At 40.9% G+C, this 13,404-nt stretch carries 16 protein-coding genes; 1 reads left to right on the top strand and 15 read right to left on the bottom strand.

The features are described from left to right. Nucleotides 1-44: 44 nt before the first annotated feature. From DWA30_RS09110 to hemA, 15 genes are all read right to left on the bottom strand, one after another. On the bottom strand, nucleotides 45-758 hold the full coding sequence (locus DWA30_RS09110) for a 3'-5' exonuclease (RefSeq protein ID WP_114492231.1): 714 nt from the start codon (nucleotides 756-758) through the stop codon (nucleotides 45-47). Between the two features lie 48 nt (nucleotides 759-806). Continuing rightward, entirely contained in the window at nucleotides 807-1,943 is a 1,137-nt protein-coding gene (locus DWA30_RS09105) for a serine hydrolase domain-containing protein (RefSeq protein WP_114492230.1), read from the bottom strand. 4 nt (nucleotides 1,944-1,947) lie between these two features. Beyond that, nucleotides 1,948-2,421, bottom strand: a complete 474-nt coding sequence (locus tag DWA30_RS09100) for a methylated-DNA--[protein]-cysteine S-methyltransferase (RefSeq protein ID WP_114492229.1) — start codon at nucleotides 2,419-2,421, stop codon at nucleotides 1,948-1,950. Then, complete coding sequence (locus tag DWA30_RS09095; RefSeq protein ID WP_114492228.1) at nucleotides 2,418-3,521, bottom strand: CNNM domain-containing protein; 1,104 nt, start codon at nucleotides 3,519-3,521, stop codon at nucleotides 2,418-2,420. Before DWA30_RS09095 ends, DWA30_RS09100 begins: the two co-directional genes overlap by 4 nt. A 102-nt stretch (nucleotides 3,522-3,623) precedes the next feature. After that, the gene (locus DWA30_RS09090; protein ID WP_114492227.1) at nucleotides 3,624-4,091 is read right to left on the bottom strand and encodes a hypothetical protein; all 468 of its coding nucleotides are present in this window, start codon (nucleotides 4,089-4,091) and stop codon (nucleotides 3,624-3,626) included. 102 nt (nucleotides 4,092-4,193) lie between these two features. Continuing rightward, entirely contained in the window at nucleotides 4,194-4,541 is a 348-nt protein-coding gene (locus tag DWA30_RS09085; protein WP_114492226.1) for a hypothetical protein, read from the bottom strand. A 56-nt stretch (nucleotides 4,542-4,597) separates the two neighbouring features. After that, on the bottom strand, nucleotides 4,598-5,164 hold the full coding sequence (locus tag DWA30_RS09080) for a DinB family protein (RefSeq protein WP_245933887.1): 567 nt from the start codon (nucleotides 5,162-5,164) through the stop codon (nucleotides 4,598-4,600). Further along, on the bottom strand, nucleotides 5,142-6,131 hold the full coding sequence (gene hemB / locus DWA30_RS09075; protein ID WP_114492225.1) for a porphobilinogen synthase: 990 nt from the start codon (nucleotides 6,129-6,131) through the stop codon (nucleotides 5,142-5,144). The genes DWA30_RS09080 and hemB overlap by 23 nt, the downstream gene beginning before the upstream one ends. 27 nt (nucleotides 6,132-6,158) lie before the next feature. Then, on the bottom strand, nucleotides 6,159-7,061 hold the full coding sequence (hemF, locus tag DWA30_RS09070; protein WP_114492224.1) for an oxygen-dependent coproporphyrinogen oxidase: 903 nt from the start codon (nucleotides 7,059-7,061) through the stop codon (nucleotides 6,159-6,161). A 10-nt stretch (nucleotides 7,062-7,071) separates the two neighbouring features. Further along, nucleotides 7,072-7,860: an EI24 domain-containing protein gene (locus DWA30_RS09065; protein ID WP_114492223.1), complete on the bottom strand. Its 789-nt coding sequence runs from the start codon at nucleotides 7,858-7,860 to the stop codon at nucleotides 7,072-7,074. 22 nt (nucleotides 7,861-7,882) lie between these two features. Continuing rightward, nucleotides 7,883-8,368: a DUF6973 domain-containing protein gene (locus DWA30_RS09060; RefSeq protein ID WP_136073183.1), complete on the bottom strand. Its 486-nt coding sequence runs from the start codon at nucleotides 8,366-8,368 to the stop codon at nucleotides 7,883-7,885. After that, nucleotides 8,365-9,396 carry a uroporphyrinogen decarboxylase gene (hemE, locus tag DWA30_RS09055; protein ID WP_114492221.1) on the bottom strand — a complete coding sequence of 344 codons (1,032 nt, stop codon included), beginning with the start codon at nucleotides 9,394-9,396 and terminating at the stop codon, nucleotides 8,365-8,367. Before hemE ends, DWA30_RS09060 begins: the two co-directional genes overlap by 4 nt. Next, entirely contained in the window at nucleotides 9,389-10,054 is a 666-nt protein-coding gene (locus DWA30_RS09050) for a uroporphyrinogen-III synthase (RefSeq protein WP_114492220.1), read from the bottom strand. The genes hemE and DWA30_RS09050 overlap by 8 nt, the downstream gene beginning before the upstream one ends. Nucleotides 10,055-10,060: 6 nt before the next feature. After that, complete coding sequence (gene hemC / locus DWA30_RS09045) at nucleotides 10,061-10,969, bottom strand: hydroxymethylbilane synthase (protein WP_114492219.1); 909 nt, start codon at nucleotides 10,967-10,969, stop codon at nucleotides 10,061-10,063. Continuing rightward, a complete protein-coding gene (gene hemA / locus DWA30_RS09040; RefSeq protein ID WP_114492218.1) occupies nucleotides 10,959-12,236 on the bottom strand; it encodes a glutamyl-tRNA reductase in 1,278 nt (425 codons plus the stop codon). Before hemA ends, hemC begins: the two co-directional genes overlap by 11 nt. Nucleotides 12,237-12,427: 191 nt before the next feature. Between hemA and DWA30_RS09035 the strand changes: the two genes are divergently transcribed. Continuing rightward, on the top strand, nucleotides 12,428-13,318 hold the full coding sequence (locus DWA30_RS09035; protein WP_114492217.1) for an AraC family transcriptional regulator: 891 nt from the start codon (nucleotides 12,428-12,430) through the stop codon (nucleotides 13,316-13,318). Nucleotides 13,319-13,404: the final 86 nt, after the last annotated feature.

Genomic DNA, 13,404 nt, shown 5'->3' with positions numbered 1-13,404 from the left:
ATACGAAAAACCCATTGGCTTTGGCCAATGGGTTTTTTTATAGATTATACCGAACGTATTTCGTCCTCGGTTAATAGTGCTTCATTTCTAAGACGCAGCAGAATTTGAGCTACCGTAATAGTGTCTTTTTCACAATAGGTAATAATACGGTCTATATCTTTTTCAACATAGTAAACGTCTCGTACTTGGCTTCCATCAATATCATCTTTGGGAGAGGGTATTCCTAATACGTGTGCCATAAGTTTTAAAGAAGTAAAGGTCTTGTAATCTCCAAATTTCCACAGTTCAAGCGTATCCAGATGAGGAACTTCCCACGGTTTCTTTCCGAAGAGATTTAGCTTAAAGGGCAAATCAATTCCATGTATGATCATCCTTCTGGCTATATACGGAAAATCAAATTCTTTGCCGTTGTGTGCGCACAAAAGATGGTGCGGTCTGTTGAAATGGGATTCCAATAGGGTTTTGAATTCTTTTAATATTAAAAGTTCCTCACCGTGAAAGCTGGTAACGCGAAAGTTTCGAACGTCTCCTTTCATCACGATATAACCCACCGAAATACAGACGATCTTACCAAACTCAGCCCAAATTCCGGCTCGGTCGTAAAACGCCTCCGCAGAAATTTCATCCTTGCGCTGGTACTGGGTCTTTTGCTCCCACAATTGTTGTGCAGTAGCGTCTAGTGCTTCGTAATTTTCATGTTGTGGAACGGTTTCAATATCCAGAAACAGGATATGTTCCAGGTTGATCTTTGTTAGCATGTAATGAAGTATTTAATCGGGAAGTTGAATGTTAAAAATACAAAAAAATTATTCAGCATTCAGCATGGCGTAGGTTTCATCTACGTAGGTATAGAAATCATCACTAAAATGACGATCTGATTTCTCACCGCGATGATGCCCTAAACGAACAATGATTAGATCATCCTCAGGAATTGTGATCACATACTGCCCAAGAATACCACGCATTACAAAGAGTTTCTTCCCGCGATGATCGCTCAACCATAAACCATAGCCGTATTGCGGACTCTCCTTAAATCGAGCTTGTATGGAAGTAGCTACAAAACTAGAATCAAGTAGCTGTTTACCTTGCCACCTTCCGTGATCTTTGTATAACTTTCCGAAACGCGCAAAATCTCTAGCATTGCTGGCGATACAACAAAAGGCCTTAACCAATCGATGCTCTGTATCATCTATTTGCCACAAGGCAGGTTGCTCAAAACCCATAGGTTTCCAAAACGACGCCGTTAGATAGGTCGCTAATGGCTTATTGGTGGCCTTTTGAATGACCATCCCCAACAACTGTGTATTTCCACTTAGGTATTTAAATGCTTCTCCCGGTGGGTCTACAACTTCTAGGTCTAATATGGTTTCGGCTAGATCATCGTCATAGTAGGAGCGAGCGGTAACGCTAAACGGACTGGTATAACTTTCTTGCCAATCCAGACCGGATGCCATAGACGACAGATCGCCCACGGTCATACCGCTGCCTTCGAACTTTGGATAAAAATCACTCACCGGTTGCGATAAACTTTCAATATGTCCATCTTGGATGGCCTTACCCAGCAGCGCTGAAGTAATACTTTTTGCCATAGAAAATGAGTTCGTCTGCGAACTTGTGCCATAACCATCTAAATACGATTCATACCAAATACTATCGTTCTTAATAATTAAAAATGCAATAGTTCCCAATTCTGAATTGATCGCATTTAGTTTTTCGGTAGCAGTACTCCTGTTATACTTAGCATGCAACGGCCAGGGTTGTGGCGATTGGCTTGCCAAAATACTATCATTCTCAAAGTACACATGGTCATCGATAAAAGCGGTGGTGTGTCCGGTTAGATATACAACTCGAATTCCTTTGAAAATATAGTCGTAATCGGTCGCGTAGGCTACGATCACAAGCAATAAGACAATGCCGACAAACCAGCTGACAAACTTTTTCATACCACTAAAATAGGACTCCTTGTTTTACCGGACTTTCATGTTCTAATAACCATTTTTTTCGGTGCAATCCACCGGTATAGCCCGTTAATGACCCATCGGTTCCAATTACGCGGTGACAAGGAACAATAATGGCAATAGGATTTTTGCCATTTGCCGCTGCGGCCGCTCGTATTACTTTAGGGTTTCCTAAGGCGTTCGCCATGTCTTGGTAAGAGGTGGTCTTACCATATGGAATAGTCTGTAGTGCATTCCAGACTTTTTTCTGAAAGTCGCTTCCTTCAGGAGAAAGTTTCAGATCGAATTGCGTACGTTTACCTTCAAAATATTCTCGTAATTGGGAGGCTACAGGTTGAAGTACTTTCGGGATCGCAGTTGTATTGCTTTCCGAAGCATCTATAAAACTTAATGACACAAGACCCTTTTCGTCACCTTGCAATTCTAGGGTGCCAATGGGCGTGCTTAGATGTGCTGTTTTCATTCTTCGTCTGCTTGCTGATCCTTCTCACGGTCCTGTAAGCTTATCCCCATGCGCTGTGCACGGCGTTCCCAGTTTTTTCTTGCCTGCATTTGCATATCTTCGATCGCATCGCTTTCGTCCATGATCTCAAGGCCTAATAGCGTTTCAATAATATCCTCCATGGTTACAATTCCGGTCGTATTCCCAAATTCATCCACAACCAAAGCGATATGACCTCGTTGTTTGATAAAAGTGTCGAACAGGTCCGGGATGGGTGTTTCATCTTGTACCACAAAAATCTCACGCTTTACATCACTTAAAGGCTTATTCCCGCGATCTTCAACGATCTCTTCCAAGACGTCGTCCCTAAGTACGAATCCTGATATTTCGTGACTTTTTTCCTTATATACCGGGATACGGGAGAAACGCAGGTTTTTGTGCTTTTCATGAAACTCTTTTAAGGTCATGGTCTCATCTTCGCTGGTAACCACCGGGAAGGGTGTCATCACATTTTTAGCAGTTACCGATTTAAACACCAGCAAGTTCTTGATTACCGCGCTTTCGTTCTCTTCGAAAACCCCTTCTTGTTCGGCGGCATCGGTGATGGCAATAAATTCTTCACGACTCATTGTACTTACATGTGCCGATTTACCAATAAGTTTAGTGGTAAGCGTTAACAACCACAAGATACCGGTATATTTTAACGGAAAAATGATAACATGCAGGAAAATTGCTGTAAATCGTCCTAGTTTTTTCCAATAGGTTGCGCCAATTGTCTTCGGAATGATTTCAGAAACAATTAAAATTAATAATGTCATGATGGCCGAAACGACCCCAACAATATTAAACCCCCAAACCTCGATATCGTAAGGCAGCTTTTCGGCTTGTACCCCTACCAAGATAGCGCCTACAGTATGTGCAATGGTGTTTAACGTGAGTATCGCTATTAATGGCTGATCAATATCTTTTTTGTAATTGGCCAAGGTTTGGGCATAGCCCTTGCCTTCCTGATTTTTCATCTTAATATAAGTAGGTGTAAAACTTAATAAGGCGGCTTCCAACACCGAACATAAAAAAGAAAAGAAAATGGATAGTAAGGCGTAAACAATTAATAAGGTCATGCTTGCTACAAAGTTTCTACTAAATTAATTATTTAAAAACGTTTTTCGTGCAATGGAATGTTAATTACAAAAAAAGAGTGGAAATTTCCACTCTTTTTTACGTTAAGCTGCGGTTAAACGCTTTTTGACTACTTGCTCCCAATGCATTAATCGTTGCAAACAAGCTTCTGAATTCTCAGTATTCAATTCATCATCTTCTTGGTAAACGAGAATGTTTTTTACAAAGTCGATTCCACTTAACTCCATTCCAACGGTATCAAGTGTTTTGCGAGATGATCGAAGCCCAGAAACCGTACAAGTTTGAATCTTTTTAAGTGAATAGACCTGCAAAGATTCTTTTGGATGAAACGCTTCGGAAACAATAAGATATTCTTGAGTAATGTCTAACCCCAAGATGGTATTCCCAATACGTTCAAGATCTTTAATGGTGATCCCTTGCGCTTTACAGAGTGTGACAATGGTTTTTTTGTTCTTGCGCTCTACCGCAGAAGCTTGTAAAATAATATAAATAATAGGGCCCATAAAAAGAACCAATACGGCAATTCCGACAAGGATTGATTGTATTTCCATGTTGTTTTTTGTTTAGAATGTAAGTAATAAGACTTGGCCGCTTTCTAGGCGTACATAAGCTGCTACACCTCGGCGGCGTGAAAAGAAATTAGGCTTGTTACCTTACCAGAAGAAATGAAATGGGAATACTTGCTTAGTAATAAGTGAACGCAGGTCGAGGGGTGCAGGAACGACGTGCAGCGTCGATTCCAGCGTATTACTGCGAATCTCTAGAAAAGAGCGAGACCGTAAAAAATTACCGCTAGCAGTAGGGTCTTCAGAGCGAACGGTAATATAAACTTCCACAAGGCGTACTTCCGAAGCTGCACTCCCTTTTATCTGTTTCGTAAACGTAATCGCTTCTTGTCCTGTTTTTGAAACTGTAAATGTTTTAGCAAAAAGGGCAGCATCCGAAAGCGACAAAAAGCCGATCGCAACAAAAAGGTAGACTATGAAACGATTGAAATTCACACCACAAATGTAATGTGAAATTAAAATGGAACTGATAAAATTGTATTAAATTTTAACTACCAACCCACGTACTTTGGCGGAGTGATTTCGTTGAGGTTTAAGTAGACGATCAACTGGCCACGATGATGAGATACGTGGTCTTGCAACAGGTTGAGAATTTGTAACTTACTCTTGGGGCCGGCAAAGAAATCTACTGTTTCTTGTAATCGTTCCGGCCGAATGTTTTTTATGGCTTCGGAAACAGCGTCGAACGATGCTGTAAGTAGTGCAATTGTTTCGGCCTTGGTTGTTGGGATGGCCGCTTTGCTTCGGTCGTATGCTACATCTGAAAAATAGGAGCCTACCAACCAATCTATGTTCGATTTTATATGTATTAGCTGTTCTTTAAAGGTCATTTGCCGTTTTGTTGGTTGATAGTCGTAAAGACTATCGGGCATGGCTTCAGCCATTTCTACAAGATACGACTTAGAGTTGTCCCACTTTTCGAGAAAAGCTGTTGTAACCGTGGTTTGTTGTGCACTCGCAAGCGAAACATTAAACAACAATAGTAGCAACAACAGATTCTTTAAAGGTCTCATCTTTCCGAAGGTATAGAAGGTACTATGATAATAATTGAACGACATCTTTAGCGTAATAACTGGCAATTAAATGTGCGCCGGCTCTTTTAATCGCCGTGATCTGTTCCATCATCACGGCATCGTGATCCAACCATCCTTTTTCGGCAGCAGCCTTGAGCATCGCATATTCACCACTCACTTGATACACGGCAACGGGCACATCTACGGCGTTTCGAATGTCACGTACAATATCCAAGTAGCATAAGCCGGGTTTTACCATCACTATATCGGCACCTTCTTGAATATCCATAAGGGTTTCTCGAACTGCTTCGTCGCGATTTGCAGGATCCATTTGGTACGTTTGCTTGTCTTTTGGAATGTCTTTAAGGGCTACCGGAGCCGAATCTAGAGCGTCGCGAAACGGGCCATAAAAAGCCGAGGCATATTTAGCACTGTAACTCATAATTCCTGTATCGTGATACCCTTCATCTTCCAACAGACTGCGAATTTCGAAGATGCGACCATCCATCATATCACTTGGGGCCACAAAATCGGCTCCGGCCTTGGCATGAGACAGTGCCATCTCGGCCAAAACAGCATTGGTATCGTCGTTTATAATGCTTCCTTCGGAAACAATCCCGTCGTGACCAAATTCAGAATACGGATCTAAGGCGACATCGGTCATTACCAACATATCGGGAACGGCATCTCTAACGGTCTTTATAGCCCGCTGCATGAGTCCGTCGGCATTTAACGCCTCTGTCCCTTTATTATCTTTTAAGCTGTCGGGTACTTTTACAAACAACAAGACCGACTTTAGTCCTAGATTGGCTAACGATCTTACTTCCGAAGCAAGTAGATCGAGGCTATATCGAAAGTAATTGGGCATAGAAGGGATCTCTTCTTTAATACCTTTACCTTCGACCACGAATAGGGGTACGAGGAAATCGTTTGGAGAAATTATGGTTTCTCGTACAAGATTTCGAATGGTGTCTGTGGTACGTAAGCGTCTATTTCTGCGTAATGGATACATGGTTTTTTAGTGTTAAAATGACCAGATTTACACCCAGTCTTTGGGGTTTTTTAATACTTCGATCAGTTTTTCTTCTTCGCTACCCGATTTTGGGTGATGGTCGTACTTCCATTGTACCACCGGCGGAAGGCTCATAAGGATGCTTTCTATACGTCCATTCGTTTTTAGCCCGAACAACGTTCCTTTATCATGCACTAGATTGAATTCTACATAGCGTCCGCGTCGAATTTCCTGCCATTGCCGGTTCCTTTTGGTATAGTTTAGGTCTTTGCGAGCAACTACTATAGGAAGATACGCCTCTAAAAAGCTATTTCCAACATCGGTGACAAAATTATACCAATCTTGCATCGACATTGCATCGGTTTCTTTGCAATAATCAAAGAACAACCCGCCAACACCACGTCCTTCTTCTCGATGTGCATTGTAAAAATACGAATCACAGCGTTTTTTGTATTTAGTATAGAATTCAGGATGGTGCGCATCGCAAACTTTTTTGCACGTACTGTGGAAATGAATGGCATCTGCGTCAAACAAATAATAAGGCGTAAGATCTTGCCCGCCACCAAACCACTGATCGACAATGGCTCCGTTGGCATCATACAGCTCAAAATATCTCCAGTTGGCGTGAACCGTAGGGACCATGGGATTTTTTGGATGTAGCACCAAGCTTAATCCGCAAGCAAAAAAATTGGCATCATTCACGCCAAAGTACTGCTGCATACTTTCGGGTAAGGTTCCATGTACTTCACTAATATTAACGCCTCCTTTTTCGAATACCGTTCCATTTTCGATCACTCGGCTTCTACCACCCCCTCCTTCTGGACGTTTCCACACATCCTCTTTAAATTTAGCTTTACCATCGACCTCCTCTAAGGCCGAGGTAATAGTGTTTTGTAGCGTTCGTATATAGGTTACAAATTCCTTCTTCATGTGTAGGTATCTAATTGCTTTTAATGTTGTTTTCTTCGGAAAGGTCCTGCGTCAATTTAAACCTTCCTTCTTCCTTTAAAATTCGTACTGTTTGAGTGGTAGATGCAGTAACCGATAGCGGTAAGACCAAGATAATACCAACTACCGGAATGAGTAGCATAGCCATGAACACGATGCCGTTACCTATGGCGATCCCACGATGTTTTTTTACAAAGGCCACACTTTCTTTTACTGCAAAATGTCGTTCTAAGGTGTAATCCATATTTCCGAAGCCAGCATAATATGCTTGTACGAGGAATAAGAGTATAGAAGTAAAGAAATTAACTACAGGGATCAAACTCAATACTAAAATTGGAATTGTGAGGAGCAGTTCCATTAGCAAATTGCGAACATTAATACGAATTCCTCGCCATAACTGCGATGCATTCGATGTCTGCCTATGCTGGTGATTGGTCCCTACCAGATGCGCTTCGATCTTTTCAGAGACGGGACTCATAAAAGGTGCGCTAAGCGCCATAACAATGTGTTTGTATAGAATAAGACCTATTGCGATCACCACCAAGGCGCCTATTACATCACTAATAGCACGAAAGGTAGTAGCGCCCCATTCCCAAAACCAAATACGAGAAATAAAGGACCCGATGTTGTCGCCTAGACCCCAGGCAGAAAACCCGATAATGACCGCAGTAATAAAACTGATGGCAATAGGAACACCAAAATACTTCCATAGCCCCAATTGACTAATAAGTTTAAAGGTACCTCCGTAGGCTTTTATCGCAATGAAAATATTCTTGATCATCTATTACATTTTGGTCACTACTTTATTCCAAATAAAGCAATTGATCTTTAAATTGCTCAAAATCTTCAATAGTTGTCACTTTTTGAGCATTTAGCACCGATTTTTGGACAATTTCGACAGTTTTTGCATCGTTTTGCGTTGAAATCATCGAAAAAAGCCTTCTTCCAATTTCATTATTATGCAGATCCATCGCTGTTTCTAAGGATGCATTCGGAGCTAGTTTTTCATGTAAATCGGTCACTTTTTGGCTCCATTTTACACTTTTTGCTTCATTTTTGGTCCATTTTACTGTTTTTTGACAAATTAACACATTCCATAGTGCGTGTCTAAAAGCATTGGCTTTTCCATTCTTATGATGTCTTTTTCCATACAACGCATCACAGATTTTCATAGTTTGTCGCGTTGCTTGTAACGTAGGTCGAATCAACAATGGATGTGAGACGAACAACCACCCAAGTTGAATGAGTTGCTTAGGGCTTAACGATCGTATCCGTTTCCAGATGTTCACGATTGGGGCGTATATTCTTTAACGGCTTCAATAAAAGCTCCGGCATTTTCCAATGGAATATTAGGTAGGATTCCATGTCCTAAATTAACAATGTACTTGTCCTTTCCGAAGTCATGGATCATTTGCGTTACCATACGTTTAATTTCTTTAGGCGGACTAAACAATCGTGTAGGGTCGAAATTTCCTTGTAAGGTAATGGCTCTGCCTGTTAATTCTCGGGCTTTCTTTGGTGAGCAGGTCCAATCGACCCCCAGAGCAGCTGCACCACTTTTGGCCATGGTATCTAGGGCAAACCAGCAACCTTTACCAAATGCGATTACCGGTGCCTCGTCCTTTAAAGCGTCTATGATCTGCTGAATATACTTCCAGCTAAATTCTTGATAATCTACCGGCGACAACATGCCTCCCCAACTATCAAATACTTGAACCGCATTTACGCCCGCTTTTACCTTTTCTTTTAAATAGGCGATGGTGGTATCGGTTATTTTCTGAAGCAGTTCATGTGCAGCCACGGGTTGTGTAAAACAAAACTCCTTGGCTTTATCAAAATTTTTACTACCCTGCCCTTGCACACAATAACATAAGATGGTCCATGGACTGCCCGCAAACCCAATTAACGGAATTTCATCGTTTAGTTTTTCCTTGGTCATTTTAATGGCATCCATCACATACCCTAAACTGTCTTGAATATCGGGAACGATCACGCTATCGAGATCTTTTGCACTTCGAATGGGATAAGGTAACCAGGGCCCTACGCCCGGTTTCATTTCTACTTCAATGTTCATTGCCTGTGGGATCACTAAGATATCACTAAACAAGATCGCGGCATCCATACCGTAGCGTCGAATGGGTTGTACTGTAATTTCACTGGCCAATTCAGGAGTTTGGCAACGCGTAAAAAAATCGTATTTGGCCTTGATTTCCATAAATTCTGGAAGGTATCGTCCAGCTTGGCGCATCATCCATACCGGAGGACGCGTTACAGTCTGCCCGTCTAAGGCACGTAAAAATAAATCGTTCTTAATCATGTTTCTTTAAAGTCTTAACCGCTTTGGCGATAACGCTTTCTACGGAAGTTGAGTTTGCAATATGTATGTTTTCCGTGTGTTTTTTTGCTTCGGAAGCTGTTGTCGCTCCAATGCAAAAAACAGCAACATTGTTTATTTTGTTCTTTAAGGTATAACTTTGGATCCCACTCGGACTAAAAAACAAGATTCCGTCCCATTTTTGGTCGAATTTGACCGGATTTAGCTTCGTTTCGTATGTTTTTACCTCAAAAAGCGTGATTTCAGCTAATTTTAAAGCAGAGGGTAACTCGTCTCTTCTTAGGTTTCCGCAGAAATAGGTAAAATCTTCATTTTTATACGAATTTTGAATAAAATTGGCCAATTCTTTCGAGTTTTTCGCCATTTTCTTCAATTTTAACCCATTTTCCTCTATGAGTGCTGCGGTCTTTTCTCCAACACAAAAACACCTTAAATTCGAATAGGTATATGTATAGCGAGAATTTTTCAGAAATGAACGAACTGCGTTTTTACTCGAAAAAATGACGTTTTTAGTCCAATTTGTTACCAAAAAGTCTAAAAATTCGATTTTTATGGCATTATAATCAACAAAGGCAATTCCCGAATTTAATATTAATTCTTGCTGCGCTAACGATAATTTCTTGGTAGATAAAACGCGCATTACAACTTAAATTTGTCGTTTTATTTGCGCCATTAGTTCTTTTCCACCGCGATTTAGTAAGATCTCGGCGCATTTCTTTCCAAATTGAGCAACTTCGGTGAGCGCAATACTGTCTTCAATTTCTAATTTTTTGGTTCCATCCAATGAAAAAAGTGCGCCTTTAAACTGTAACACCTCGTCTACAATGGAAGCATTCGCACCAATTGGCGCCGTGCACCCACCTTCTAACACTTGAAGGAACTGTCGTTCTACATGCGTACATAACTGCGAAACTTCATGATTTAGTTTTGAAGTTGCTGCTATAATTTCTGCATCCTTTTCTAACGCAACGACCACCATGGCACCTTGGGCCGGTGCAGGGATCATCCAGTCCAAAGCTTCAAACTGGGAAGGAAGTACATCGATTCTTTTAAGACCCGCTTTTGCAAAAATGGCACCCTGCCATTTCGAAGCTGCTAATTTCTGCAATCGCGTATTCACATTTCCTCTAAGATCTACTACACTGTGATGTGGGTAACGATGTAGCCATTGTGCCTTCCGTCTTAAACTTCCGGTGGCCACGGTGCAGGCTTTTGTATAGTCTACCGGTTGCTTTGTTACCAGTATGTCTTCGGCACTGGCACGATCTAGCACGGCGGTTTGAACAATGCCTTTTGGCAAACGTGTGGGCACATCCTTCATGCTGTGTACGGCGATATCGACACTGCCGTTCAACATGGCGACATCCAAGGTTTTAGTGAAGATCCCTGTAATGCCCATCTCGTATAAGGGTTTGTCGAGAACAAGATCGCCTGTCGATTTTACAGGAACAAGCTCGCAGGTATAACCATGCGACTCCAGTTGTTGTTGCACGGTCTTAGCTTGCCATAGTGCTAATTCGCTGTCGCGAGTCCCGATGCGAATCTTACTGTTCACGGTTATTTTGTTCTAACTGAAACATTTGTTCCAGCATTTCTAAATGAGTTTGGGTAGAACCGTTGGCCTGTTTTAAATGATTTACCACTTGGGTAGTGATCTTTTGTATGATACGTGCACTAAGAATTTCTGCTTGCTCTTCATTAAAGCCTTCGATCTTTTTTCGTTGGTAATCGATCTCTCCTGCCTTTATTTCGGAAAGTTTCGATTTAAATGCCTTGATGGTGGGTACGAACTTGCGGTTTTTGGCCCAGGTATTGAATTCTGATTCAATTTCTGCAATAATAGCCTCTGCTTTCGGAATTTGCGCTGCACGGTTCTCCAGCGTTTTGTTGGTGACCGACGACAATTCATCTAAATGAACCAAGGTCACGAGTTCGTTCTCTCGAACGTCGTTCGATACATTCTTCGGAATAGACAGGTCTAATATGAGCAACGGTTTCTTCAGAAATAAAAGATCCTTACAAATAGTTGGTTGTTGTGCGCCGGTAGCAACAATGAGTACATCGGTTTGTGCGATCTCACTCTGTATGTCGGCATAGTCTTTTACGATCAGATTAAATTTACCTGCGACTTTCTCCGCTTTGTCCTTAGTTCGATTAATTAAGGTAATATGGTCGTTCTCGGTATGTTTTATGAGATTTTCGCACGTATTTCTACCAATTTTACCTGTTCCGAAGAGCAAAATATTCTTTTCGGAAACATACGGTACTCTCGCCATGATATACTGCACCGCTGCAAAACTCACAGAAGTGGCACCGGTAGATATCTTCGTTTCATTCTTAATTCGTTTACTCGCTTGTATAACGGCATTCGATAGCCGCTCCATAAACACATCGAATACACCGGCTTTCTTAGATCGTTTAAAAGCAGTTCGCAACTGACTAATTATTTCGAAATCTCCCAAGATCTGACTATCCAAACCTGTACCTACTTTAAAGAGATGTGATACAGCCTCATTATTCTTGTAGATGTACGCTACTTTTTCAAATTCTTCAACCGTTCCTTGTGTATGCTCACACAATAACTTGATTAGTTGAAATGGATGCTGGGCAATTCCGTATAATTCGGTGCGGTTACACGTGGAAATAACACTCAAGGAGGTAATGCCATTTCGTTTGGCATGTGCTAAAATATCCTGCTGGGCCGTTTCAGAAATACTGAAATGACCGCGAATCTCAGCATCGGCTTTTTTATAGTTTAAGCCGATCGCATAAAAATTCCCTTGGTTCGAGGAAGGTAAAAAACGTTCGCCGTTATTTTTCATACGCAATGGTGCAAAAGTATAGGATGTCATAATTAAAAAACAACGCTAGCGGTATGATTTGTATCGCTAGGTGTTAATTTTCTTTAAACTAAAACCGTTTATCCGCAAAATACCCTACTTTCGTAGGCTAAGAAAGTTTCTAGCTACAAGTAATTTAGATTTATTCTAAATAAATAAATTGAATTTTTATCATGGAAACACAAAAAAATATCGCTCAAGGATTTTATGAGGAAACGGTGATCGAGCCGGGGTTTTTTATTCTTAAATTTTATAATGAAACAAATGATTATCAGTCATTTGTGCGTGAAGTTAGCTCCGATTTTGTGCAGTTTCATTTTTGTATAAAAGGCTCTTCCAGCTTTAGTTTTAACGAAGGAAATTATGTATTGCCTTTAAAGGAGGACATTTCACTGTTGTTGTACAACCCACAGCGCACCTTGCCCTTAAATTTAACGGTCAACGCGCATTCTTGGGTATTATCGTTACTACTGCCTATTAAGAAGTTCCATGGATTGTTTTCTTCGGAAGCAGATTATATTACATTTTTAAGCGAGGAGAACAAGGATCGAAAATACTACAAAGACGCGCCTATCTCACCCTCTATGGCCATCGTCTTGAATCAATTAATGAATTACAACCTGCATCCATCTATAAAATCGCTTTATTTTAAAGGGAAAGCCTACGAGCTATTAAGCTTGTATTTTAACAGACCGGCCGAAGCAGATATCGAACAATGTCCGTTTCTGGTAGATGAAGAAAACGTTTCTAAGATAAAAAAGGCGAAACAGATCATTATTTCACGTATGGCCGAACCACCGACGCTTCAAGAGCTGTCCGATGAGGTAAAATTACCCATAAACCGCTTAAAAGAAGGATTTAAGCAAATTTATGGCGATTCTGTGTTTAGCTTTTTATTCGATTATAAAATGGAGGTGGCGCGACAATTATTAGCAACAGGGTCTCACAACGTAAACGAAGTAGGCTTAAAAATTGGATATAGTACTTCCAGTCATTTTATTGCAGCCTTTAAAAAGAAATTTGGCACTACGCCCAAAAAGTTTGTGATGGGTCTTAGTTCATAATTGCAACAATTAGCACCATAAATACAATCTACTACAGAAAACATTTAATTCATATTTAAACGGTATTTTTACCGTGCTAAATAAGA

Origin of the sequence: Candidatus Ulvibacter alkanivorans (assembly GCF_003333325.1) — a bacterium.
Lineage (GTDB): Bacteria > Bacteroidota > Bacteroidia > Flavobacteriales > Flavobacteriaceae > Ulvibacter_A > Ulvibacter_A alkanivorans.
The sequence above is the reverse complement of the archived record's forward strand: the minus strand, read 5'-3'. Positions and strand labels throughout refer to the sequence as shown.

Bases quoted from the DNA above. Each gene is read 5' to 3' on its own strand.
- DWA30_RS09110 (WP_114492231.1), bottom strand. From the start codon at position 758: ATGCTAACAAAGATCAACCTGGAACATATCCTGTTTCTGGATATTGAA.
- DWA30_RS09105 (WP_114492230.1), bottom strand. From the start codon at position 1,943: ATGAAAAAGTTTGTCAGCTGGTTTGTCGGCATTGTCTTATTGCTTGTG.
- DWA30_RS09100 (WP_114492229.1), bottom strand. From the start codon at position 2,421: ATGAAAACAGCACATCTAAGCACGCCCATTGGCACCCTAGAATTGCAA.
- DWA30_RS09095 (WP_114492228.1), bottom strand. From the start codon at position 3,521: ATGACCTTATTAATTGTTTACGCCTTACTATCCATTTTCTTTTCTTTT.
- DWA30_RS09090 (WP_114492227.1), bottom strand. From the start codon at position 4,091: ATGGAAATACAATCAATCCTTGTCGGAATTGCCGTATTGGTTCTTTTT.
- DWA30_RS09080 (WP_245933887.1), bottom strand. From the start codon at position 5,164: ATGTCGTTCAATTATTATCATAGTACCTTCTATACCTTCGGAAAGATG.
- hemB (WP_114492225.1), bottom strand. From the start codon at position 6,131: ATGTATCCATTACGCAGAAATAGACGCTTACGTACCACAGACACCATT.
- hemF (WP_114492224.1), bottom strand. From the start codon at position 7,061: ATGAAGAAGGAATTTGTAACCTATATACGAACGCTACAAAACACTATT.
- DWA30_RS09065 (WP_114492223.1), bottom strand. From the start codon at position 7,860: ATGATCAAGAATATTTTCATTGCGATAAAAGCCTACGGAGGTACCTTT.
- hemE (WP_114492221.1), bottom strand. From the start codon at position 9,396: ATGATTAAGAACGATTTATTTTTACGTGCCTTAGACGGGCAGACTGTA.
- DWA30_RS09050 (WP_114492220.1), bottom strand. From the start codon at position 10,054: ATGCGCGTTTTATCTACCAAGAAATTATCGTTAGCGCAGCAAGAATTA.
- hemA (WP_114492218.1), bottom strand. From the start codon at position 12,236: ATGAAAAATAACGGCGAACGTTTTTTACCTTCCTCGAACCAAGGGAAT.
- DWA30_RS09035 (WP_114492217.1), top strand. From the start codon at position 12,428: ATGGAAACACAAAAAAATATCGCTCAAGGATTTTATGAGGAAACGGTG.